Below are 22,593 nucleotides of genomic sequence, written 5' to 3' on the forward strand. Positions count from 1 at the left end.
TTTCGAGAATGTTGGTAAGTTCTCTTCAAGTTCCATGGGGAGCATGAAGGAAGGCATGTCCGACGAGTGAGGGACCACTCCATGAGCGGCGGCATCACCGTCACGATCGTCGTGTTGAGCTCGATGGCATCCTCGGCGAGCCTGTTCGGGCCGCCCGGCGGGGATGACGCGGTCCGGGAAGAGCCGCCGGCCCGCAAGGTGGCGATCGCACCCGGGACGGTCGTGAACGACCGGGTGCCGCGGACCTGGAGCCATATCGTCCTCAAGGCCCTGCCGCGACTCGCTTCCGGCGACCTGGACACGCTCCCCTCCTCGGCGGCCCGCACGGCCGGACTGTTCCGGACGGTGATCCTAGCCGATGTCGGGCCGGCGACGGGCGATCCCGCGCGGTTCGCCTTGCGCAGGATTGGCGTTGGGCTCTGTGTCCCGGACGGGGCACGCGGCGATGTGGTCGTCGATGCCCAGACTGCCGAGGACGTGGGTGTCAGCCTCGGGATGATCGAAAGGACCGTTCTGAAGACCGCGGAGGCCGAGGTGAATCGCGGCCGGCTGGTCGCGGCGACCTCGACATTCGCCCTCTATCGCGGCCCGGCGCTCCTTCAGGTGGGGGCGGAGCACCACAAGGTCATCGTCTCGTACGGGTTCCTGGTGGACGAGAAAACCGGGGCCCTGCGGGTGCTGGCCTGGGGCGACGACCTCGATGTGAAGAAGCAAGGAGGAGCCGCGACGACGCCGATGGTCGAGCTGGCGCCGAAGCTGAATTACGATTGCCGGCTCAACGTCAAGGCGGAGCGGCTGCTGGGCGCCGTGCCGGTCTCCTGGTCGTTCGCCATCGAAACGCTGCCGCCGGGCGAGCCCAGGCCGATGACTCCGGAGCTGACCCGGGCGCTGGACAGGGAAAGGAAGCCGCTCGACGCCGACCGCCTGGAAGAGGCGATCCGCCGGTCCGCGTCAGCCGGTGCCAGGGCCAACGCAAACGCCAACGTCAACGTCAACGTCAACGAGCGTCGGACCCTGACGCGGCCCCCTTCGTCCGGCCCTTCAGCAGCTCGCGGCGGAGCGAGCGGATCTGGTCCTGGGCGATCAGCGAGAATTTCGACCGCAGGATCGGCGCCCCGCGGAACCACGCCTGGGGCTCGCTGAAGGCCGCGTGGAACTCGACGAGGAGGGCGCCTTCGGGCTCCTTCAGGCGGCTGATCTTCGCGTAGCTGATGCCCCCCTCGTAGGGCCGATACGAGCCGTCGCCCGCGTCCTTGCCGACATTCCTCCAGCGATTCGATCCCGGGCCAAGGGTCGGATCGGCCCGGGCGGCGATGACCAGTGATTCCGCGGACCGGGTGGCGACGGCCTCGTCGATCGCCTCCAGCTCGATGCGGTCCAGGAGCAGGCCCTTCAGCTCCACATACCAGCGCGAGAGCTCGCGTCCGTGACGGGCGGATTTCCCTTTCGCCTTCATCTCCTCGTCCTTGAGCAGGCGGCTCTCGAACCGCATGTTGCCGGCTTCGACCGGCTTGCCCGACGACTGGCCGGCGACCTCCGCCGGATCGAGTGCGTTCAGGTCGGCCCGGACGACGAACCAGAGGTCCACCAGCCGGATCGTCGCGTCCTTCTGCTTCTGGTCGCGGACCTTGAGGACGTAGGGCGCCGTGACGGAATCGCGGAGGAGATCGTCGACCGCCCGCTCCGAACCGGCGACGCGGAGCAGGACCGCGCGCTGGGCCGCGGCGTCCATGTCATCCTTCAGCATGGGTGGGGGGAGGGGATCGGCCTGGCCCTCGGACGCGAGGCCCGAGCGCAAGGCCTCGACGTAGACCGTGTTGGCCCGATGGGCCGGCTCGAGGGGGGTCGGTCCGGATTCGGCAGGGGCCTGGCCGACGAGGAGAAAGCCGAGGAGTGAGAACAGGTGCGGCATGGCGCGATGACACCTCTTTTGCGGATAACGCGGGCAAGTTCGGTCCCGCGGTGGTCGATAAGACGGACAGGAGGAGTTCGCGGACGACCGCGCGCTCGGTGGGTCGGCTTCGAACCGCCGTTATATCGGGTCCGGAATGGCGATCACAACATACAACTTGCGGTGCATCGGCCTCCTCGGCGTGGCCGTCGGCTGGGGCGTGGTCTGCGGTTGCGGGCATCCCATCCCGGTGATCGCCACCTTCCAGGGGGCCGGCAACTTCCAGGGGAACGCCAGCGTGGCCGCCCAGGCCGACATCAAGGGCGAGATGGCGGTGAAGCTCCCGGCCGCGATCGACCCGGGCCCCCTGGCGACCTCCGTGATCCGGCCCGCGGCCGGCGGCGCCCCGCGAGTGGCCCTGATCGACGTGGACGGCCTGATCCTGAACCAGAACCGGGAAGGGCTCTATGACTCGGCCGAGAACCCGGTCGCGGCCTTCCGCGAGAAGCTCGAGTCCGCGCACGCGGATCCGCGGATCGCGGCGATCGTCCTCCGGGTCCACAGCCCCGGCGGCGGGGTCACCGCGTGCGACATCATGGCGGCGGAGCTCGATCGCTTCCGGGAGCGGACGCGGAAGCCGGTGGTTGCCTGCCTGATGGACGTGGCCACCTCCGGCGCCTATTACCTCGCCGTGGGCGGCGATCGGATCGTGGCCCATCCGACGACGATCACCGGAGGCATCGGCGCCGTCTTCAACCACGTCAACCTCGCCGATGCGATGGCGCAGCTCAACGTCGTGGACGACCCGGTCAAGGCCGGCCCGCTCGTGGACATGGGGAGCGTGACGCGCGCCCTGGACGACAAGTCGCGGGTCCTCCTCCAGGAGATGGCCGACGACTTCGCCCAGCGGTTCATCGACCGGGTCTCGCGGCATCGGCCCACGCTGACCGAGAACGACCGCAGGGTCCTCGCGGACGGCCGGATCCTCTCGGCTCCCCAGGCGGAGAAGCTCCACCTGGTGGATCGCCTGGGCTACCTGGACGACGCGATCGCGGAGGCGGAGGGCCTGGCCGGCGTCTCGAATGCCGAGGTCGTCCTCTTCAGCCGGACCGCCAGCCCGGCACGCTCCGCGTACGCGATCGCACCGGGGCCACCGCGGCTGAACGACGTGGTGCCCCTCAGCTATCCCGGCCTCGACCGGGCGAAGCTGCCGACGTTCCTCTACCTCTGGCAGCCGGATCCGAGCCTCCCCCGGACGTCACCGCGGTGAATCACACGGGAACCGCCGAAACGCCGTCCTTCGCCGAGCCGATCCCGGCGGACTGGCCCGTCCTCGTCACGGGCGCCGGGGGATTCGTCGGCGGCCACATCGCGCGGCACCTGGCCGCGGCAGGGCACCGCGTCCGCGGGCTGACCCGCAAGCCGCCGCAGGAGGAGGCGGGAGACCCGCCCATCGACTGGCTGCTGGGCGACCTCCGCGACGAGCCGGTCCGCGAGCGTGCCGTGCAGGGCGTCCGCGGCGTCATCCATACCGCCGCGTGGGTCAGCCTGGGGAAAGATCCAGGGGGGCTCAGCCGGGCGATCAACGTGGAGGCCACCTCCGGCCTGCTCGACGCCGCACGGCGAGCCGGCGCGGAGCGGTTCGTCCTCACGTCCACGCTCCACACCCTGGCCGCCGGCACCGAGGAAACACCGGCCGACGAGGGCACGACCTGGAATCTCCGGTGTGTCGACTCGCCGTACTGCCGGACGAAGCGTGAGGCGGAGGAGCTCGTCCGCGGCGAGGGCGATCCTTCGATGAGCACGGTCGTCCTCTGCCCCGCGATGGTCCTGGGCCCCCGCGACCCGAAGCCGACCTCGACGCGACTCCTCCGGGTGATCGCCAGCAGCCCGGTCGCGTTCCTACCCCGGGGCGGGATCCCGATCGTGGACTCCGCCGTGATCGCGACCGCCCATCGCCGGGCCCTGGTCGCGGGCGAGCCCGGGTCGCGGTACGCGATCGCCGGCCCCTACCTGAGCTATCCGGATCTCGGTCGGCTCGTCGCCCGGGTGGCCGGATGGCCGCGAGTGGTCGTCAGCTTGCCGGATATCCTCCGGGTCCCGATGAAGCTCTCCGCGGGATGGCTGGGACGACTCGGCCGCAACGACGAGCTCTCGGCCACGACCGTCGCGGGGGGATTCCTCAAACTCCATGTCACCGGCCGCCGCGCCGACGCGTGCTTCGGGCTCGTTCATCCACCGGCGATCGAGACGATCCGGGCGGCGATGGGATGATCGCCGGACGACGACATGGGCTTCATCGCCGGCCTGTCGACGTTCGCCGTCCGGGTCCGGCGGTTCGCCTCACCGCGCCGGTCCATCGCCGGGGACCAGGCCCATCGCCCAGAGGACGTGCTGGGTCCACATCGCCCGGATGGCCGGGTTGTCCCAGACCTCGTCGCGGTGGCCCAGTCCGTTGTAGAGCACGCGGCCCTTGCCATACGTGTGGGCCCAGATCACGGGGAACTCGGCGCGGCCGGCGCGGACGCCCTTGGCCTTCAGGTCGAGCTTCGAGGCGTCCAGGCTCAGGAGCACGCGGGAGCGAGCGCGAGAGAAGCCCTTGATCTGGTAGATCTCATCGCGGAGCGAAAACCGCGGCGACAGGGACGCCATGCCGGGGAAGCCGGCGTCCTCGACGACGAGCGGGGCCTCGAACTGGCCCCAGGGGTGGCCGTCGAAGACGCCGCCGAGCAGGTTCGCGTACTCGGGCCACGAGGGGAACGTGATGGCCGCGCTGTGGATGCCGACGAAGCCCTTGCCGTCGTCCCGGACGAACGACAGGAGGTCCGCCTTCTGCGAGTCATCCATCGACAGGTCGCCATCCGTGTAGAAGGCGACGGCGTCGAAGTCGTTCAGGTTCTTCACCTGGTATTTGAGCGGCTTCTTGGTGATGTTGCGGCAGTCGGTGCGGAAGGTGGTCTCCCACCGGCCGGAGGACCTGCCCAGGTCGTGGAGCGTCACCATCGCGGCCGTGATCGCGTCGTGCTGGTAGCCCTTCGCCTCGCCGACGACGAGCAGACGCTTCGCGCCCTGGGCCCAGGCCGGCGCCGCGAGGAAGACCAGCAGGGCCGGAAGGATGAGCATCCCGCGGGGTCGCATGCCGGGCCTCCTCTCGCGTCGCCTCGCCTTTCGGGTTCTCAGGCCGTCCTGATCAGGTCACGCATGAACTCGGCGGCGAGCTTGGCCATCTCGTGGGCATAGCTGATGTCCACGGTCTGGCCGTCTACTTCGGGGAGGTTGTGGCAGAGCTCGTAGCTCATGTAGCCGTCGTAGCCGATCTGCTTCATGGCGCGGACGAAGTCGGCGTAGTATGCGTTGGTGTCGCCGCGGTTGATGCCGTCGAAGATGTCGAAGCCGCGGATCGAGCCGTCCTCCCTGCGCTCGAACTCGCCGCCGTAATGGGAGAGGACCTGGAGCTTGCCCACGGCGCGGGCGGCCTCGTCGATGGCCCCGGTGCTGCGGTCGGGCATGAGCGGGGCGTCGAGGCAGACCTTCAGGCTCGGGGAGTTGATCTCCTCGACCATCCGCAGGACGTCCCGGTGGTCCTTGATGAGCGGCTTGTGGTTCTGGAGTGCCAGGGTCACGCCGGCATCGGCCGCGTACTTCGTGCACTCGGCCAGGGCGTCGCGGCACCAGCCCCACACTTCCTCCTCGGGGAACTGCTCGTGGATCACCGGATAGAGCTGCTTGGCGATCTTGTACGAGGCGATCTTCGGGTGCCGCGTCACGCCCCACCAGGCGAGGAAGACCCGGAGCGTGGGCGCGCCGAGGTCGGCCGTCATCCGGATCAGGTCGCGGACGAAGGCGATCTGGGCCTCGCGGACCTCCGGGACGGGATAGCTGAAGTCGTTGTTCGCGGCGACCGCGAAGATCTCGATGCCCTCGCCGTCGGCGATCGACTTCAGCTCGCGACACCGCGGGGTCGGCCAGTCGAGCGGGTTGCCGTGGGGGCGCTTGCCGTCGATCTCGATGCCGTCATAGCCGTACTGCTTCGCCCGGGAGAGCATCGCGGGCAGCGGCAGGGCCTCGCCGCGATACCAGAGCCCCAGGTAGGTGATGCTGTAGAGACCCAGTTTCATCGCGGGTTCGCTCCGATTAAGGATTTCAACTATCGTCAGGTGTTCACTTCAACCGACCTGCGGCCCAGAGGATGGCGTTGTGGACGAGCGCCCGATAGGACGGGTGCCCGAAGGCGGTCTGCCCGTGGCCGAGCTGGATGGCCACGACCCGATAGGACGGCCCGGGGCCGACCCAGGCCACGCTGGGATCGCTCGCGGGGGCGTCGGTCGTCAGCAGCGGCGTGACCTTCTCGGAGAACCGCATCCGCCTGTAGGCCTCGTCCACGAGGTGGAAGGGGGCGAGGCCGGCGGTGATCGGGTGATCGGCCTTCGGAGTGAGGTAGAAGTCCTGGGCGTCCTTCACGGCCGAGGACGGCTTGCCCCCCTCGTTCGAGAGCCGGTAGGACCCGCCGACGACCTCGTTGCACCACCAGTCCCAGTGCTGGAAGTTCAGGAGCGCATGGTGGAGGACGACCACGCCCTTGCCGGCCTCGACGAACTCCCGGACGTGCTTCTTCATCGCGTCGTCGGCCTCGCGCTCGAAGTCGTAGAAGATGACGACGTCATACTTGCCCTTCAGGTCGGAGCGGAGGGCTTCGGCCTGCTCGATCGGCAGGTACTTGAGCTCAGGCATGTCCGCGAAGAGCTGGAAGAAGGCCGCCTCGTGGAAATGGCCGCCGGTGATGACCAGGCCGCGAATCGCGGGGGCCTTCGGGGTGGTCGTGCCGGTCTCGTCGGGGATGGAGACATCGCCGTCGATCGCCCAGCTCGCGGCCCGGGCGAAGGCCCGGACGAACGTCGGCTCCTGCAATGCGCCCGGATCGTGCCCCAGGGCCATGCGGACGATCCGCCCCTTGCCGAGGCTCAAGGCCGTCAGCACGGGGGCCCGTCCGGGCTCGACGACGAGGAGAGCGTCCTCTCCGTCGGCCGGCGTGAGCGGGGCCGGGGCGTCGGCGACCTTGAAGTGGCCCGGGAGCCCGACGGTGATCGGATGACGGGGCCTCGCGTTCTCGACTTCCAGGAAGCCGACGGAGCCGCCGGAGCCGCCGAGCGCCGCATTGGTCCGGATCAAACCCTTCCCCGCGCGGACGAAATCCGCCAGGGCACCGGCCGCCTGGCTGCCGGCGGGAGGGTCCGTCGCATCGACGACCACCAGGTCGAAGCCCGAGAGCATCCCCGCCGTCACGCCTTCGGGGACCTCGCAAACGCGGACGACGAAGCGGCCGGTATCCTCGAGGATCCGCCGCAGGACGGGCGTCGTGCCGCCGCCGGTCTTGCCCTGGGGCTCGGAGAGGATCAACACGCGGGGCGGGCCCGCCGGCGCGGCGAACGCCGAGGCGACCCCGGCCAGGAACAGCAAGCTGGCCACCAGTCCCGGAGACCGACGGCGGATCGTCGCGTGATTCACCAGCCACCTCCACGCGGGCCACGAAGCCGAAATGGCATGCCCTCGTGGCGTCTCAATCTAGCCGTTCGGCCGGCCGGATGCTTGATCGGAGGCGTCAGTTATTGTGCCAGGAGCGTCATCCGCGGCCCGGGTGTAATGCTCGCGGAACTGCCGCGGCGTGCGGCCGAAATGACGGCGGAACTCGCGGGTGAAGTGGCTCTGGTCGGCGAAACCGCAGTCCTGCGAGACCTCCGCCAGGGGACGTCGGGTCATGGCCAGGGCCCGGCTCGCCATCCGGAGCTGGAGCCGTCGGACGTATTTCTGCGGGGAGAGATGGAAGGCATCGCGGAACCGCCGCTCGAACGTCCGCACCGACATGTGCGCCACCCGCGCGAGCTCGGAGTTGCCGATCGGCGAGCCGAAATGGTCCCGGATGTGGGCGAGCACCGCGCCGAACGAGCGGCCCGGGAGCGAGTCCAGCCCCGTCGCATCGAGCCCGCGGGAGAGCCCCGCCGTGCCGACGACCCGACCCTCGCCGTCGCGGATGGGGATCTTGTTGGTGATCTTCCACTCCGACGGTCCGCCGGGGGGCCCGACGAGCTCGATGCGATTCACCACCCGCGCCCCGCCGAGGACGAGCTCGTCGTCGAGCCGGAACTGGTCCGCCAGGAACGGCGAGGAGAGGTCGTAGTCGGTCTTGCCGAGGATCGCGTCGGGGCCGTCGATCGCGACGTCGCCGCAATGCTCCAGGGCGTAGCTCGTCCGGAAGGCCCGATTCACCCACCGATATCGGCCGTCGCGATCCTTTACCCAGACGAGGGCCTCATCGATGCAGTCAAACAGGGGCGCGAGCTGAAGGAGCGTGGGGAGGCCCTGCATGAATGGGTCCTGGAGGGATGCGGATCGAGACGGGCGATGGGCCTGCGGCTCCGGACATGATAGTCTACGTCGCACTCGGGATCGACGGGCCGAAGGACGCCCCGGCGTGGTCGCGTGGTCTCGTCCCGGAGAATTCCCGGAATCCGGTCCCCCCGAGGCATGGTCGATCGTCAAGGGACCGTTGGCGACGCGGGATGTCCGCGTGCCGCACCGCGGATCTTCGGTCCCGAGAGGGAGGAACGCATGCCCCGCTTTCTCTTCGTCTATCGCAGCGAGCCCTTCGACATGAGCAAGATGTCTCCCGAGGAGATGCAGCAGTCGATGGACCGCTGGCGTGCCTGGATCGCCCAGGGCTTCGCCGAGGGCTGGATGGTCGACCCCGGCGATGCCCTGATGCCGGAAGGACGCGTCGTCACGAGCGCCACGGTCGTGACCGACGGCCCCTTCGCCGAGTCCAAGGAGGTCCTCGGGGGCTACTCCGTGATCCAGGCGGAAAGCCTCGACGCGGCCGTGAAATACGCCAAGATCTGCCCCAACGTCACCGAGGGCGGGACCCTCGAGATCCGCCCGATGGCCGGCATCGGCGGCGAGTCAATGGGCTGACGCAGGCCGTCTCCAGTGGCCATGGATCACCCCCAGCCAGGACGAGGCTCGCGGCCGGCGGCGGAGGCCCCGTCGGCCGCGCAGCTCGTCGAGCACTTCTTCCGCCACGAGTCCGGGCGGCTGGTCGCCGTCCTCGTGCGGGTGTTCGGCCTGCGCCATCTGGACCTGGTTGAGGACATGGTCCAGGCCTCGCTGGTGGAGGCCCTCCAGTCATGGCGGACGGGGGAGATCCCGGTCGAGCCCTCCGCGTGGATCCACCGCGTGGCGCGGAACAAGGTCCTCGACGCGTTGCGTCACCGAGAGACCGTGCTCCGGCTGGCCCCTTCCTGGGCGCGGTTCCGGCCCAGGTCGTGCGCCCCCGATTTCGACGACCTGTTCCTGGATACAGAGATCGCCGACAGCCAGCTCCGGCTGATGTTCGCCTGCTGCCATCCGAGCCTGGCGGCCGAGGACCGGATCGCGCTGACGCTCAAGTCGCTCGGGGGGTTCAGCAACGCCGAGATCGCCCGGGGGCTGCTGGTCGCGGAGGAGGCGATCAAGAAACGAATCCAGCGCGCGCGGCAGCAGCTCGTCGATCGGGGGGTGGCCCTGGCCGTCCCCGCTTCCGGGGAGCTGCTGGGTCGGCTCGATTCGGTCCATCGGTGCCTCTACCTGCTCTTCAACGAGGGATACTCGGCGACCTGCGGGGATTCCGTCCTCCGCCTGGATCTCTGCGAGGAGGCCGCGCGGCTCTGCCACCTCCTCGGCGAGCATCCGCATTGCCGCACGCCGGAGACGCTCGCCCTGCTCGCCCTGATGCTCTTCCATGCGGCCCGGTTCGATGGCCGGACCGACGGCGACGGGCGAATCCTCCTGATGGAGGAACAGGACCGTTCCTCGTGGGACCGATCCCTGATCGCCCGCGCGCGGGCCTTCCTCGACGAGTCGGCGTCCGGACGCGTCGCCTCGGTCTTCCACCTCGAGGCGGGCATCGCGATGCACCACTGCGAGGCCCCGCGGTTCGAGGAGACCGACTGGTCGTCGATCCGCCGCCTCTATGACGTGCTCGTGGCCAGGCACTCCTCGCCCGTGCATCACCTCAACCGCGCCATCGCGATCGCCTACCTGGAAGGCCCGCTCGCGGGGATCCGGCAAATCGAGGCGATCGCGGCCGAGCCCGCGTTACGGCACTATTACATGGTCGATGCCGCACTCGGCGAACTCCACCGTCGCGCCGGGAATCTCGGGCGCGCCCGGGAGCATCTCGCGAGGGCCCGCGACCGCACGCAATCGGTGCGGGAACGAGAGCTGCTGGAGGCTCGCCTGGCTGCATGCGACGACTGATCGCTGGTGCGCAGTATCCGCCCCCCCATCGGGGCGGATCATTCACTGCACTTTCCATCTCTCGATCCCGGGCGGAGTGTCGCGACGCAGCTCCATCGACGAACACGCCCCACGACCGACTGGTTCGTCGATCGGGGGGCGGGTCGAGTTCACGAGCTGCGCGGGGGAGCCGTCGCCGGCCTCAGCGGGCGATGGCCACGAAGAGGGCGCGACGGACGTCGCGGATGGCGTCCTCGACCTTCGCGAGCGACTCGATCTCCATGACCTTGAAGAGGAGCCTGTCGAGGTCCACCTCGATCTCGCGGAGCAGCGCGCCCTCGCTCGCGGCGCGGCGGCCGGGCTTGCGGCCGGGACGGGCCGCGACCAGGTCCACGACGGCCACGGCATTCTTCCTCTTCTTGGCGCCGCGGCGGATGTTGCCCGTCAGGCCGAGCTCGGACCGCATCCGATTGACGAGGGAGCCGCTGATCGACCCTTCCATGCCGGCGTTGGTCCAGGATTCATTGATTTCCGCGACATTCGCGGTGGGGGTGAGGTTGAGCTGCTCCTTCACGAAGACAGTCTTTCCCTGGTCGCGCGGCCGGGACTTGGTACGGGGCATCAGTACTTCTCCGAACGGGTCATAGCAGGAAGATCTAGGCAGATCCCCATCATTGACTGATGTCGACTGGAGAATCAAGAGCGGAGGTGGTGGAGAAACTCCACATCACCCCGCCCACCTGCTACACTCCGCAAGGGTCCGCACTCGATCCGCGGAATTCTACACTGATCCCGGCCAGGACCCTGGCTCCGCGAGCGGTCGTCGCGATCCCGGGCGTGATCGCGGCCTCTCTACGCCCCCGGGTCACTTCGCGGCGGGGGCGGCCGGCGCCTCACCGAGGACGGCGCGAAGTGCCTCGCGGAGCTGGTCGTCGAGGTGGGCACTGGAGCCGATGAAGAGGCGGGCGACCTTCCCCTCGCGATCGATGATCACGGTCTGGGGGATGGCACTGGCGGCGTACTTCTCCGCGACCGCCCCGTCGCGGTCGAGCGCGACGACCGGGTGGAGCTTCTGGCGGTCGAGGAGCGCCTGGATCTGCTTGGGCTCCTCCTGGAGGTTCACCGCGACGAGCTTGACCCCCTTGTCCTTGAACTCGCCGGCGACCTTCTCCACCTGGGGCATGGCCTGGAGGCAGGGGCCGCACCAGGTGGCCCAGAAGTCGAGGATCAGGACCGAGCCCCTGTGCTGCGAGGGGCTGAACTTGGTGCCGTCGAGGAGCGCGAGCTCGAACTCCGGCGCCGGCTTGCCCACGAGGGGGCCCTCGGTCCCGCTGGCGCCGCCGGAAGACGGGTCCGACGCCGAGGCCTGGGCGGCCTTCGGCTCGACCGCGTCCACGAGCTTGTATTGCTGATACGCGACCGAGGCCGCCGCCTTCTCGATCCCCTTGCCGATGAGCAGCTCGTCCACCTCCTTCAGCTCCACGTTGCAGGGACCGAGCACGTCGCTCTTGCCGGCCAGCGCGGAGCCCGCGAAGGACTGGGCCACGAAGGTGAGGCGGATGCCGTCGTTGCAGACGGCCTGGACCCGGGTCCCGCCGCTCGACGAGGGGGCCGGAGCGGGTGCGGGGGCCGCGGGGGCCGCGGCCGGGGGATCCGCCTTCGCCTTCGCGTCCTCGGGATGGAGCCAGACGATCAGGCCGATCCGATCGCGGGGGATGTCTCGCGGCTCGAGGCGGAGCTCGAGGTGCAGCGTCTTGTCGTCCATGCCGACGAGCCGGCCGCGGATGAAGTCCCCGTTCCGCGAGCGGATCAGGTGGGTCGGGGGGTTCTCCTTCTGCATCCTGGGCAGGGTCAGCAACCGGTCCCGCTTCGACCGGGTCATCTTGACCGGCGGGTCGCCCGTGAGCGCGAGCTCGACCGCCTTGACTCGATCGTGGGGGACGAAGGTGCTGGCGGAGAGGCTGGTCTTGAACGTCACCCCCTTCTCGTCGATCCCGACGATGTCCGACGGGATCACGTCGCCGCTCGTGAGGTAGAGGGACCGTCGCTTGCCCCCCGCCTGGTTGGCCTGCGGGGTGCCGCCCAGCGAGGAAAGGAAGCCGGCGACCACGCCGCCGGGGCCGGGAGGAGGGGCCGGGGCGGCGGGGCGAGACGCCGCGGCCTTGGGCGCGACGGCCTCGCGATAGACGATCCGGCCGGCGAGGCCCGGCCGCAGGGCGCTGGAGCCCGCACTCCCCTGCGGCTGCCAGGTGAGGCAACTGGCGTCGGGCTGCTCCTTGCCGTCCACCAGCCGGCCGGGGAGCCGAAGGTCGTCGAGCTCCAGGGTGCCGAGCACGCCGCCGACCGAGGCGGGGACGGCCTGGGGCCGGAGCGAGACCAGGGAGCGGAGCCCCTGCTGAGGCAGGGTGACGGCCCCCTCGATCCCGGGCACGGCGAGCCGCAGCCTGGCCGCCTCGACCGCCACGAGCTCGCCGCTGAGCCGCGTGCCGTCCTGGTACACGGCGGCGACGGTCCGGTCCTTCGCCTCGCCGGCCCTGGACAGGAAGACGGCCGCGATCCTCGCCTCCGGGATCTTCGTCTCGTCCTTGCCCTCGCCGACGATGAAGCTCCGGGACGCGGCGTCGAGCCGGGCGACCTGGCCGTAGACGATCGAGCCATCCACCCCGTGGAGCCGCGACCTGTCCCCCTCTACGGGCCTCGGCGGCTCGCCGCTCCAGCGGCCCACGCGGATCCGCTCGAGCCGGATGTCGCCCCGCTTGTTGACCAGGCTGATGCCGCCCAGGGTCTGGGATGACGTGCCGGCGACCTTGAGGTCGGCGAGCTGCTTCCCCTCGGCCGAGAAGACGAGGATCCGCCCCTTCTCCTGGTCGAGATAGGCGGTCAGGTGGACTCGCCCCTGGCCCGGCGCGATCTCGCCCACGGAGGCGACGTCGGCCTCTTGCTCGGTCTCGCGCTGGACGATCAGGTCGCGCTCCCAGACCTCGAAACGGAACGCTCGCTGGGTCGTCTTGTCGTCGTCGCCCACGCCCAGGGCCAGGATGAAATCGGGCCGAGTTCGCCACGAGAGCTCGAACTCGATCGTCGACCGGGCGGGGAGCTGAAGGTCGCCCCGAATCGCGGCGCCTTCCTGGTCGGTCCAGGGCTGGCCTTGCTCTTCTTTCCAGGTCTTGCCCTGCACCGTCTGCTTCCAGCGGTCCAGGCCGTTGGGCCCCATGTAGATGAGGTCGCCGCCGGATTTCCAGCGATAGAGCCTGGCGATCGACGACCGGTTGACCCGGAGCGTCCCGATGCCCGGCGCCTCGAGGCGGGCCTCCTTGCCGTCCAGGGACGCAAGGCCGCCGAAGAGGATGTCGCCCCCGGCCAGCTCGAAGCAGTAATCCGCCTCGGGCCTCGGGAGCTTCTCGGGGGTGGGGAAGTGGATCGCGTTGACCGCGGGCAGGCCGAAGTCCAGCGGAGCGACCAGGGCCGCGGCCTGCCAGCGGATCGCCTTCGGATCGTTCGACGGCCGGAGCTCGCCCGCCGCGAAGCCGCCGTTGGCCAGGTGCAGGACCGCCGGCCCGGGGCCGGCCGCGGGGCCGTCCGCGGCGATCGTCTGCCCGAGCGGCCCGCCCAACACCAACGAGGCCACCGCGGCGATCGCGACCCGGGCGAGCGGCCGGACGGGGCGGGACGGAAGAGTCGACGAGCTTCGCGTTCCGGTCATGGTCTACCGTTCGTAAATGGGCAGGAAGCGGAAGTTGAGCGCCAGGGCCAGGAGGTCGAACGAGGTCGTGAGGCCCGGCCCGAACTGGCCCTGGAAGCTGCCGTCGGGCTTCTGGGCCTGCTTGAGCTGGCGGACCAGGAGGTTGTTCCATTTCTCCCAGGCCATCAGGTCCCCCTGGAAGAGGGCCTGGGCCTGATAGTAGCGGGCGTACTCGACCCACTGCTGGGCGGCCTGCTGCTCGAGCCGGCCGCGGAGGTAGTTGAGCGTGGACTTGTATTCGGGCATGTCCTTGCGGCGGGAGACCGAATAGATCAGGGTCGCGATCGAGATCCGCGCGATCGACTCGTCGAAGCCCCCCATGCCGCCCGAGTACGCGACCTGGCCCGACGGTGCGGTCATCGACTTGTAGTAGGCGACGGCCCGATCGACGGCGGCGTCGGGGACCTCGATCCCGGCGTTGCGGGCGGCGAGCAGGCCCACCAGCACGGCACCGCTGACGGACGTATCGGCGTCGTTGGCGTCCGGCGAGTATCGCCAGCCCCCCAGCGAGTTCTTCTTCTGCGAGGTGATCGCCGCGCGGACGGCCAGCTCGAGCGCCTGGCCGACCGACCGCGGGGCCTTGCCGTCGGGCCAGAGGTTACGCTCGTCGACGGCGCCGTAGGCCTCCGCCAGCGCGAGCGTGGCGAAGCCGTGGTGGTACATGCTCTGCCCCATGATCCCCGTGGTCGCGTCCTGGGCGGTGATCAGGTTGCGGAGAGAGCGGCGGATGTGATTGCTGTAGAGCCCGAAATTGGGATCCTCGCCGGAGGCGAGGAAGACCAGCATGCCGAGGCCGACCGGCGCGGGGCCCTCTTCATAACTGCCGCCGGGCCATTCGCCCCGGTCGTTCTGGCTCGACGCCAGGAACTGGATGCCCCGATCGTACATCTCGCGGACGTCGCGCGGGATCACCTCGCCGAACCGGGCGCCGGGGAGGCCGACCTGGGCGGACGCGGGGGGGCAGGCCAGGACGAGCAGCGTCCCGAGGATGCCGAGGCCGATCGCCGATCGCGTACTTGTGGGGATTACCGGCATGGGAAGGTCGTCCATCATGGGTTGTGGGGCCGCGGGGCGAACACGTCGGCCGGGAGGTTCGTCCCGGAGGCCGGCTCGCGGAGGGCTCGGGCGAAGGCATCGGCGATGCCGCGGGCGCCGGCCGCCCGACGCTGATCGACTCCCCGGGGCGGGAGCATGCCTTGTTGCCGGAGGAACTGCTCCATGCCTCGCCCCTGCGCGAGCTGGCGGTCCAGGAACTTCCACTGCGTGTCGCCCAGGATCGGCTTGAGCTTCTCCTCGGGGACCCGGCCGGCGAGGTAGAGCACCAGATAATAGTCGTACTGGCCGAACCGGACGGGAGGATCGCTCTGTTCCAGGATGACCTCGACGAGCGACTTCCGCTGCACGTCGGTCAGGCCGATCGTCTGATCGAGCTGCGCCACGACCATCTCCACCTTGGCTCGGAGGCGGAATTGCCGCTTCTCCCGGAGGACCTTCTCGTACCGGTCGTCCTGCTGGTCCCCCAGGATTTTCCGCCGGGTCTTCGTGTAGAGCGAATCCTCGGTGAAGACGCCCGAGTGATAGGTGACCTGGAGCGGCTGGAGCTCCTGGTACATTTGCATGACCTTGTTCTGATCGTGCTTCACCTTGTCGAAGTCCTTCCGCTTGGCGTCCACCCGGTCGAAGAAGCGCTTGATGTCCCCCTTGCCGGCGAGGATGAGCTTCTTCTTCTGGACCTCGGAGAGGTTGCAGACGCGGGCCACGTCGTCCACGTGGAGGACCAGCTTGGTGTCGAGCTTGTTGTGGCCGTTTCGGCCCGCGCCGGACTCGCCGAAGACCCACTGATCGAAGGTCTCGTCGTTGAACATGACGCGGCCCTGCATGACCACATCCGCCGGGGCGGCCTCCTCAACCAGGTCGTCCGAGGCCGGCTCCGCGGCCGGCTGGGCGGGGACGACGCGGCGGACGAGCTGCGCGTCGGCACGGCCCACCGGGCCCGCCGCCAGCAGCGCGACGACGAAGGGAAGGACGGCGGCGGGTCGGCGTAGGCGGTTCATGGTGCACCTCGGCACGCGCGAGCGCGGATCGATCAGCGGACCCGGAAGATGACGCCGGCCGCCGGCGCGGCCTGGGGTTGCCCCTGGCCCTGCTTCTCGGCGGACTCCTTCTGGGCCTGGAGGAGCTCCGGATCGTCCAGCGGGTCGTTCTCCTGGACGATCCCGTTGAAGCTGATGCCCCAGAAAACGCCCGAGTTGCGCGGGATCCGCCGCCAGGCGACCTTCTGATTCTCGGTCAGGTAGGGCATGACCGCCTTCTCGGGGACGTCGGGGAAGAAGTTGTCGATGTTCTGGAGCATCTCGATCGACTGCCCCCACGAGTCCTTCCAGTTGGCCGCGATCCCCTCCGCGACCTTGGTCCGCTGGTCGGCGGTCAGGACGAGGTCGCCGTCGAGCTTCGCCACCAGGTTGTCGATGATCATCTGCTTGAGGCCGGCGGCGCGACGATCGACCTCCTGCTCGTAGCGAGACCGCTGCTGGGGCGTGAGCAGGGGCGAGACGGACTTGCGAAGCTCGGCCTCCATGATCCGGCGTGGATTCGGCTGGTCCATGCCCGGCCGCCAGCCGCCGCGCATCATCTTCTGCTGCGCCTCCACGAAGCCCCGGGCCGCCTTCTTCGCCGCCTCCGCGCCGAGCCGGGCCACGGCGAGGCGCTGGCCCTTATCCAGGTCGCAGGCGTTGCGAATGAAGTAATACTCCGCGCGGAACATCGGCCAGAGCTGAGGGACGTACTGGGCGGCCTGGGCCTCCAGGGCGTCCTCCTCGGCCTTCTTCTGGGCGGCCTTGCGGTCGGCGGCCCGCTTCTGGGCGACGTCCTTCTTCGGGACCGGTTCGCCCTTCGCCGGGGCGGGCCGGTCGGCCTCCTTCACCGTGGCCTTCTGCGGGACTTGACCGCCGGGCTCCCGGACTTCCAGGTCGATCGCAATCGCGAACATCCCGCCGGGGCCGTGGAACACCCGGTTGATGGGCTGTCCGGGGTGGTCTTCCCCTCCCGCGGCCAGGCCGAGCCCGGACACGGCGCAGGCGACGACCAGCATCACAACCGCGTCCCGAAGACGACCCATGTCACCACCCTCCGACCGGCCGGGCCGCGAAGGCTCAGCGGCCCGCGCCGTTGCGTTCCAGCTTGTTGAAGTATTCGTCGAGCCCGGCGCGGTATTCCTCGGGGAGGACCGGGCCGGATTCTCCGGTGGCCTGGGAGATCCCGTGATCCTCGCGGAGCTCCTTCTGATTCACGCCGGAGCCGAGCAGGGCCATCGCCGAGTCGACGGTCTTGCCCGTGCCGCCGCCGCCGGGGGTCGCCCCCCCGCCGCCGCCGCCCTTCGGGTTGATCCGCTTGGACTGGAGCAGCAGCTCGATGGCCTCGGTCTCCGCGGCGATGGCCGGCGAGCCGGTGTCGGGCTGCGCCAGGATCTCCGTGGCGTCCTGCATCACCTCGGAGACGGCATTGAGGAGGCCGATCTCCTTCTTGAACTCCTGCAGCCCGTTGGGGAGCTCGCCGATCCGGACCACGACCTTGTCGATCCGTTCCCTGAGCCCGCCCTGGTTGGTGGAGAGCCCGGCCCCGCGCTTCCGGAACTCCTCGGCCTTGAGGGCCGGCCGGGCCTGCTCGGCCACCCGGGTGTCCTCGCGGAGGTTGATCTCGCCCTCGAGGACCTGGAGGACCTCGAGGACGACCGACGGCGGCAGGCTCGCCGGGGTCTTGCCGCCGGGACAGGAGCCGCAGCAGGCCGGGTCGACGAGGTCGTCGGACCAGCGGTCGAGCGTGTCCGACCAGTATTCACACTGGGCGATCGACAGGCCATTCTCCTTCTTGAGGTCGTCGCCGAGCTGCCGCAGGTTGCCGACCACGTCGAGCTTGCGCATCTCATCGAGCACGCTCTTGACCTTCACGAACCTGCGTCGCTCGAAGAACGCGTTCATGTCGTCCATGATCGTCGAGACGTCCTGGCTCCCCTTGGCTTCCTGCTTGGACAGCTCGTCGATCGTCTTGGCGACGTCATCCTTGCCCTTCCCCTGGGGGGCGAAGAGGCCGAAGGAGTTCGGCGTCACGTCGATCATCCGGCCGGCGATCGAGTACTGCTTCCGGGAGGCGGCCTTGAGCCGTTTCATCAGGGTGGAGCCTTCGAGGTTCGCCAGCACGCGGTTGAGCTCGTCGGCCACCTTTTCGAATTCGGCCAGCAGGTCCTCCTGCTGCTTGATCGCCTCGTCCACCTTCGGCGCCGCCGGGCTGGGGGGCGAGTCCGGGGTCTTGCCGGGGCTGGCGATCGTGGTCATGGGCAGCGTCAGGCGCGGAGAGCTCGGGTTCTTGGGGGGCTGGGGCTTCGGGGCCTTGTTGTCGAACGGCTGCTGGGACGACTCGCGGTCTGCCACCACGGGGACCGCCGGGGCCGATCCCTTCTTCGGCTCCCCCTTGGTCTCGGCCGGGTTGCCGGACTTGGTGTCCCGCACCATGCCGGCCATGGCCGTCTTGCCGTCCTTCGGCTGGGCCTGGTTGGAGGCCGTCTGGGCCCTCGACGCCTGCTTCAGCAGGTCGGCGACGGTGGGCATCCGGTTGCCGGAGATGTCCTTGAGGACCTGGAGCATCTCGGCCCATTTCTCCAGGTGGCCGACGCCGAACTCGGGGTTGCGCATCGCCTGCTGGACGAGGTCCTCGCCGGTGCCGACCAGGCTGGTGAGCCGCCGGCCGTTGGCCCGCTCGGCATCGGCCTGGGCCTCGATCCGCTTGCGGGTGTCCGGCCGGTCGAGCTCGTCGGCGGACATCGCCCGCAACTGCTTGTTCGTCTCCAGGAGCTGCATCTCGCGATCGCGGACCTCGATCGACTGGCGCTGCCATTTGCTGAGCTGCTCGGTCAGCCAGATCGCGTGCTGCTCCGCGTTCAGGACGTAGAGGATATAGGGGGCCGAGTAGACCCGCGGCCGGCCCGGCAGGTAGTCCTCGACGAAGACCCGGACGGCCACCGGCTGGGGGTCGATCCCCAGGTTCTTCGCGGTGAAGGTGCCGGCGACGTCGAGCGTCTCCTTGTCGGAGCCGCCGGCGGCCAGGATCCGCTCCCCCTTCGCCGGATTCTTGATCATGGGATCGTCCGGGCCGTTCCACTCCATGCCCACGGTCTTGACGCCGAAGTCGTCCTGGGCCTTGACCCGGAAATTCAGGGTCTCGGAGTCGAGGACGACCTTCTGCCGGGGCAGGTTCTCGCACGCGAGCGAGGGGGCCTCGTCGTCGCGGCCGTTGACCGAGAGGACGAACGGCGCCCGGCCCTCCAGGCCCAGGGCATCCTTCCAGCGGAATTCGATCGAGCGGTTGCCGTCCACCCGGACCGGCGGGCTCGAGACGCTGGCACCGTTCGGGTCGCGGCCCTGGCCGTCCACCTGGGCGGCGGACAGGTCCCGGCTGGCGACCGCGGTGAAGCTCGCCCGCGCGCCCTTGACGATCGTCGCCACGCCGCCGCGGACGTCCTTGGTCTGGCTGCCCGAGCGGCCGAGGTAGTCCGGCAGGGTGATCTCGGCGCTGACGGAGGTCAGCTCCGGCCTCAGGGTGGGCTCGATCCGGACCTTCTGGGCGTAGTCGCCGATCCGGACGTCCAGGCTCCCGGCGTCGATCTGCGAGGGGAGCTCGAACGCATACGCGTCGTCCTTGATCGCGGCGGAGACCGGGTGCTGCTCGCCGAGCTGCACGGCCCCCTGCGCGGGCTTCCAGGCGGTGTTGTCGCGGAGCCGGGCGACGACCGGGAAGGGCTCGCCGTGGGCGACGACCAGGGTCGGCGGCAGGGGCTCGACGGCCGCGAAGGTGTACCGCGGGGTGGCCTTCCACGGGGCCATGAGCCGGGCCAGCGAGTTCGACAGGGCCTGCGGGCAGGCCGCCAGCAGCCCGAGGCAGATGGCGGCCGGGACGGCGAGGATGCCGAGCCAGAGCCGATGGCGAGGATGCGGCACGCCGTCGCGGAAGTCGCGCCTGCGGGCATCCTCCGCGACCTGGGCGACGGCCGCCTCGCAGAGGGCCCGCGACCGGGCCTGCTCGGAGTCGTCGCGGACCAGCTCGATGATGCCCAGGAGCTGATCGCCGATGAGCGGGTACTTATGGGAGAGGAGCCGGGCCAGCTCGTCGAGCCGATGGTTCCGCCAGACCCATCGATAGACGGCCAGCGGCAGTCGCGCCGTGCCGACCCAGGCGGCGACGAAGAGCAGGCCGCGAGCCCAGGCGGGCGTCTCGACCAGGCGATCGACGGCGAACATCACCAGCCACGCCGCCACCAGGCCGAACGCCGCGGCGGCGACGGACTCGACCATCTTGATCGACCAGACGCGGCGGCGGAAGGCCAGGAGTTGGGCCCTCAGGCTCTCCGGCAGTTGGAGTCGATCGTGGGAAGGGACGGTGCTCATGGCGATCCCCCGCGATTCCTGTCGAGATGAGTAGAGAGCCCTTGACAACGCCCATCATACAAGACCGATGACCTTCCGTCCCACCCAGAAAACGCCGAGCAGGAGGACGATGGTGGCGGCCAGTGCGGGATGGCCCCAGAGCTGGAGCCGGCGCACCGAAGGGGGCGGCTCCGGCAGCTCCGCGATCGACCGGACGACCTCGTCGAGGTTCCCCGGCTCGATCACCTTGCCCCGGGTGACCCGCGCCAGCTCGTCGAGGACCTCCGGCCGCGCCGGCCGCCCCAGGCGCTCGGCGGCGACGCCCTGGACGAAGAACGAGGCCTCGAGCTTCGCCCCGGTCTCCTTGCAGGTGAGGACCACCTCGTGCTTGCCCGGCTCCGCGGCGGTGAACCGGCCGGCGAAGACGCCCCACTCGTCGCCCGCCGAGGTGAAGCGGACCCGCTCCGACTTGCCCGACGGCGCGGTGATCAGCGCCGAGACCTCGCCGCCGTGGAGCGGCTCGCCGCCGCGATCCATCACGTTGGCGTGGAGGGCCATGGTCTGGTGCATCTTCGGCTGGTCGGGGGTGTAGTAGAGCCGCATGGTCTCCCCCTTCGCCATGTTCCGCTGGTAGGCCATCCAGCGGACGACCTGGCCCCAGAACCGGTAGTGGTACTTGTCCTCGACGCCCTTGCGCCACCGCCAGGCGCCGTCGGTCCCCATGAAGAGGACCTTGCCGGCGCCGAAGGTCCGGGTGGCCAGCAGCGGCAGGCGGCCGTACTCGTTGGTGGCGTCCTTGTGGACGGCGAGGACCTCGCTGCCGGCCTTCGCCTTGAGCACCGGGGCGTACCACTGGAAGCCGGGCAGTGCCTCCCAGACCTCGGCGTTGTCGTCGGTCGTGTCGGCCAGCTTCGTCAGCAGGCTGGCCCGGCCGGTCTCCGTGAGCTCGAAGTGGTTGGGCGTCCGCGAGCCCCAGCCGGAGGGCTGCGCGGTGTCCATCGTCACCGGGCAGAGGTCGGCGAGCTCGGTGTCCATGAGCGAGAACTCCCGCCCCTGCAATCCGGGCATGAAGACCAGGCCGCTGGCCTGGAACTCCACCAGCCCCTTCAGCAGCCGGCACTGCTCGACGGTGAGCTGGCCGTCGCCGACGCCGACGTCGCCGAGGAAGACGACGTCGTATTTCGAGAGCTCGTCCAGCCCCGCCGGGAATTGCTTGATGTAGTCCTTGTTGCCGCCCCCCACCTTGCTCAGCCCGGGGTGGAAGAGCAGGCAGGAGACCTCCACGCCCGGGTCCCGCGAGAGGGCGTTGCGGAGGTAGCGGTACTCCCACCGCGGGACCGACTCCACGACGAGCACCTTGAGCTTCTCCTCGCGGATCGCGATCGGGGCGCTCATCGCGTTGTTGTCGGCCAGGACCTCGTCGCCGTGGCGGGGGATGTCCACGGTGAGCGTGACGTTGCCGGTGGCCTTCGGCCTCCAGAGGATCCAGTCGGCCGTCCGGCTCATCGGGGCGATCGCCACCTCCTTCGTGAGCGTCTCCCCCTCGGACGTCCGGAGCGTGACCGTCGCGACGTACTCGCGCGGCAGCGAGCTCTCGATGGTGAACGGGATCCGGACCGACTTGCCGGCGACGCCGAACGTCGGCGCGTCCAGGCTGAGCAGCTCCACGTCGGGGAGCCTGGTGGGGCTGCCCGCGGGGACGGCGAAGATCGGGATGTCCCTGACGCGGAGCCGGGCCGCCGCCTCGACGGGCGGGGGGCCCTCGTTCCAGTCGCCGTCGCTGGCGAGGACGACGCCGCGGAGGTTCTGGACCTTCTCGAGCGCCCCGGCGAGCGGCTCGAAAAGGTCGGTCCCGTGGCCGGCCCTGGCCGTGGAGAAGGGCTGGATCACCACGTTCATCCGCTCGCGGACCTTCGCCCAGGCCGGCTCCTTCGTGAACGGGGCGATCGCCTCGCGGCGGGTCGCCGCGGAGGTCGGCGGCTTCCCCCGGGGCAGGACGTCGCGGGTGTCCATGCTGGTGGAGTCGTCGTACAGGACGGCGATCGTCGGCCGCTCCTCGGGGCGATACTCCTCGACCCATTCCGGCTGGTTGAGCATGACGGCCGCCAGGGTCACGAGCGCCAGCCGGATGAGCTCGAGCAGGCCCATGCCGCGGTGGTAGCCGGTCCGCCGCCAGGCGACGAAACAGAGCCCGGCCGTGATCAGCACCATCGCGATCGAGATGGCGAGCGACCAGGGGGTCCAGAGGAAGGTCAGCGAGCGGACCACGTCCATCT

16 protein-coding genes are annotated in these 22,593 nt (G+C 69.8%); 5 read left to right on the top strand and 11 right to left on the bottom strand.

Features of this window, described 5'->3' with window-relative positions:
• Nucleotides 1-81 precede the first annotated feature (81 nt).
• The 3 genes from G6O54_RS02495 to G6O54_RS02505 all read left to right on the top strand — a co-directional run bounded on the left by G6O54_RS02495 (nt 82) and on the right by G6O54_RS02505 (nt 4,165).
• Nucleotides 82-1,143, top strand: a complete 1,062-nt coding sequence (locus tag G6O54_RS02495) for a hypothetical protein (RefSeq protein WP_165219843.1) — start codon at nt 82-84, stop codon at nt 1,141-1,143.
• 905 nt (nt 1,144-2,048) lie between these two features.
• Complete coding sequence (gene sppA, locus G6O54_RS02500) at nt 2,049-3,161, top strand: signal peptide peptidase SppA (protein ID WP_165219845.1); 1,113 nt, start codon at nt 2,049-2,051, stop codon at nt 3,159-3,161.
• Nucleotides 3,158-4,165 (top strand): NAD-dependent epimerase/dehydratase family protein, encoded by a 1,008-nt coding sequence (locus G6O54_RS02505; protein ID WP_165219847.1) that lies wholly within the window; start codon nt 3,158-3,160, stop codon nt 4,163-4,165. Before sppA ends, G6O54_RS02505 begins: the two co-directional genes overlap by 4 nt.
• Nucleotides 4,166-4,234: 69 nt before the next feature.
• Here the strand turns inward: G6O54_RS02505 and G6O54_RS02510 are convergent, their stop codons facing one another.
• From G6O54_RS02510 to G6O54_RS02525, 4 genes are read right to left on the bottom strand one after another with little or no spacing between them, the layout of a single operon-like run.
• Entirely contained in the window at nt 4,235-5,029 is a 795-nt protein-coding gene (locus tag G6O54_RS02510) for a ThuA domain-containing protein (protein WP_165219849.1), read from the bottom strand.
• 38 nt (nt 5,030-5,067) lie between these two features.
• Nucleotides 5,068-6,009 carry a sugar phosphate isomerase/epimerase family protein gene (locus G6O54_RS02515; protein WP_165219851.1) on the bottom strand — a complete coding sequence of 314 codons (942 nt, stop codon included), beginning with the start codon at nt 6,007-6,009 and terminating at the stop codon, nt 5,068-5,070.
• A gap of 43 nt (nt 6,010-6,052) precedes the next feature.
• Nucleotides 6,053-7,396: a ThuA domain-containing protein gene (locus G6O54_RS02520; protein ID WP_165219853.1), complete on the bottom strand. Its 1,344-nt coding sequence runs from the start codon at nt 7,394-7,396 to the stop codon at nt 6,053-6,055.
• Nucleotides 7,397-7,453: 57 nt separating this feature from the next.
• The gene (locus G6O54_RS02525) at nt 7,454-8,254 is read right to left on the bottom strand and encodes an AraC family transcriptional regulator (protein WP_165219855.1); all 801 of its coding nucleotides are present in this window, start codon (nt 8,252-8,254) and stop codon (nt 7,454-7,456) included.
• A gap of 243 nt (nt 8,255-8,497) precedes the next feature.
• Here G6O54_RS02525 and G6O54_RS02530 point away from each other — a divergent pair, with 243 nt between their 5' ends.
• Nucleotides 8,498-8,857: a YciI family protein gene (locus tag G6O54_RS02530; protein WP_165219857.1), complete on the top strand. Its 360-nt coding sequence runs from the start codon at nt 8,498-8,500 to the stop codon at nt 8,855-8,857.
• Between the two features lie 21 nt (nt 8,858-8,878).
• A complete protein-coding gene (locus G6O54_RS02535) occupies nt 8,879-10,180 on the top strand; it encodes an RNA polymerase sigma factor (RefSeq protein WP_250846696.1) in 1,302 nt (433 codons plus the stop codon).
• A 181-nt stretch (nt 10,181-10,361) separates the two neighbouring features.
• Here G6O54_RS02535 and G6O54_RS02540 read toward each other — a convergent pair whose 3' ends face one another.
• The 7 genes from G6O54_RS02540 to G6O54_RS02570 form a co-directional block, all read right to left on the bottom strand.
• Nucleotides 10,362-10,781, bottom strand: a complete 420-nt coding sequence (locus G6O54_RS02540; protein ID WP_165219861.1) for a hypothetical protein — start codon at nt 10,779-10,781, stop codon at nt 10,362-10,364.
• Between the two features lie 243 nt (nt 10,782-11,024).
• Nucleotides 11,025-13,862, bottom strand: coding sequence for a TlpA family protein disulfide reductase (locus G6O54_RS02545; RefSeq protein WP_165219863.1), 2,838 nt, complete (start codon nt 13,860-13,862; stop codon nt 11,025-11,027).
• 3 nt (nt 13,863-13,865) lie between these two features.
• Entirely contained in the window at nt 13,866-14,936 is a 1,071-nt protein-coding gene (locus tag G6O54_RS02550) for a prenyltransferase/squalene oxidase repeat-containing protein (protein ID WP_205678654.1), read from the bottom strand.
• A gap of 14 nt (nt 14,937-14,950) precedes the next feature.
• Nucleotides 14,951-15,955 (bottom strand): hypothetical protein, encoded by a 1,005-nt coding sequence (locus G6O54_RS02555; RefSeq protein WP_165219865.1) that lies wholly within the window; start codon nt 15,953-15,955, stop codon nt 14,951-14,953.
• 32 nt (nt 15,956-15,987) lie between these two features.
• Nucleotides 15,988-17,019, bottom strand: coding sequence for a hypothetical protein (locus G6O54_RS02560; protein WP_165219867.1), 1,032 nt, complete (start codon nt 17,017-17,019; stop codon nt 15,988-15,990).
• A gap of 34 nt (nt 17,020-17,053) precedes the next feature.
• The gene (locus G6O54_RS02565; protein ID WP_165219869.1) at nt 17,054-20,338 is read right to left on the bottom strand and encodes a hypothetical protein; all 3,285 of its coding nucleotides are present in this window, start codon (nt 20,336-20,338) and stop codon (nt 17,054-17,056) included.
• A 54-nt stretch (nt 20,339-20,392) separates the two neighbouring features.
• Complete coding sequence (locus tag G6O54_RS02570; protein ID WP_165220143.1) at nt 20,393-22,591, bottom strand: hypothetical protein; 2,199 nt, start codon at nt 22,589-22,591, stop codon at nt 20,393-20,395.
• Between the last annotated feature and the right edge of the window lie 2 nt (nt 22,592-22,593).

The organism is Aquisphaera insulae (assembly GCF_011064615.1).
Classification (GTDB): domain Bacteria; phylum Planctomycetota; class Planctomycetia; order Isosphaerales; family Isosphaeraceae; genus Aquisphaera; species Aquisphaera insulae.

Bases quoted from the DNA above. Each gene is read 5' to 3' on its own strand.
- G6O54_RS02495 (WP_165219843.1), top strand. From the start codon at position 82: ATGAGCGGCGGCATCACCGTCACGATCGTCGTGTTGAGCTCGATGGCA.
- sppA (WP_165219845.1), top strand. From the start codon at position 2,049: ATGGCGATCACAACATACAACTTGCGGTGCATCGGCCTCCTCGGCGTG.
- G6O54_RS02510 (WP_165219849.1), bottom strand. From the start codon at position 5,029: ATGCGACCCCGCGGGATGCTCATCCTTCCGGCCCTGCTGGTCTTCCTC.
- G6O54_RS02515 (WP_165219851.1), bottom strand. From the start codon at position 6,009: ATGAAACTGGGTCTCTACAGCATCACCTACCTGGGGCTCTGGTATCGC.
- G6O54_RS02525 (WP_165219855.1), bottom strand. From the start codon at position 8,254: ATGCAGGGCCTCCCCACGCTCCTTCAGCTCGCGCCCCTGTTTGACTGC.
- G6O54_RS02530 (WP_165219857.1), top strand. From the start codon at position 8,498: ATGCCCCGCTTTCTCTTCGTCTATCGCAGCGAGCCCTTCGACATGAGC.
- G6O54_RS02535 (WP_250846696.1), top strand. From the start codon at position 8,879: ATGGATCACCCCCAGCCAGGACGAGGCTCGCGGCCGGCGGCGGAGGCC.
- G6O54_RS02540 (WP_165219861.1), bottom strand. From the start codon at position 10,781: ATGCCCCGTACCAAGTCCCGGCCGCGCGACCAGGGAAAGACTGTCTTC.
- G6O54_RS02545 (WP_165219863.1), bottom strand. From the start codon at position 13,862: ATGACCGGAACGCGAAGCTCGTCGACTCTTCCGTCCCGCCCCGTCCGG.
- G6O54_RS02550 (WP_205678654.1), bottom strand. From the start codon at position 14,936: ATGCCGGTAATCCCCACAAGTACGCGATCGGCGATCGGCCTCGGCATC.
- G6O54_RS02555 (WP_165219865.1), bottom strand. From the start codon at position 15,955: ATGAACCGCCTACGCCGACCCGCCGCCGTCCTTCCCTTCGTCGTCGCG.
- G6O54_RS02560 (WP_165219867.1), bottom strand. From the start codon at position 17,019: ATGGGTCGTCTTCGGGACGCGGTTGTGATGCTGGTCGTCGCCTGCGCC.
- G6O54_RS02565 (WP_165219869.1), bottom strand. From the start codon at position 20,338: ATGAGCACCGTCCCTTCCCACGATCGACTCCAACTGCCGGAGAGCCTG.
- G6O54_RS02570 (WP_165220143.1), bottom strand. From the start codon at position 22,591: ATGGACGTGGTCCGCTCGCTGACCTTCCTCTGGACCCCCTGGTCGCTC.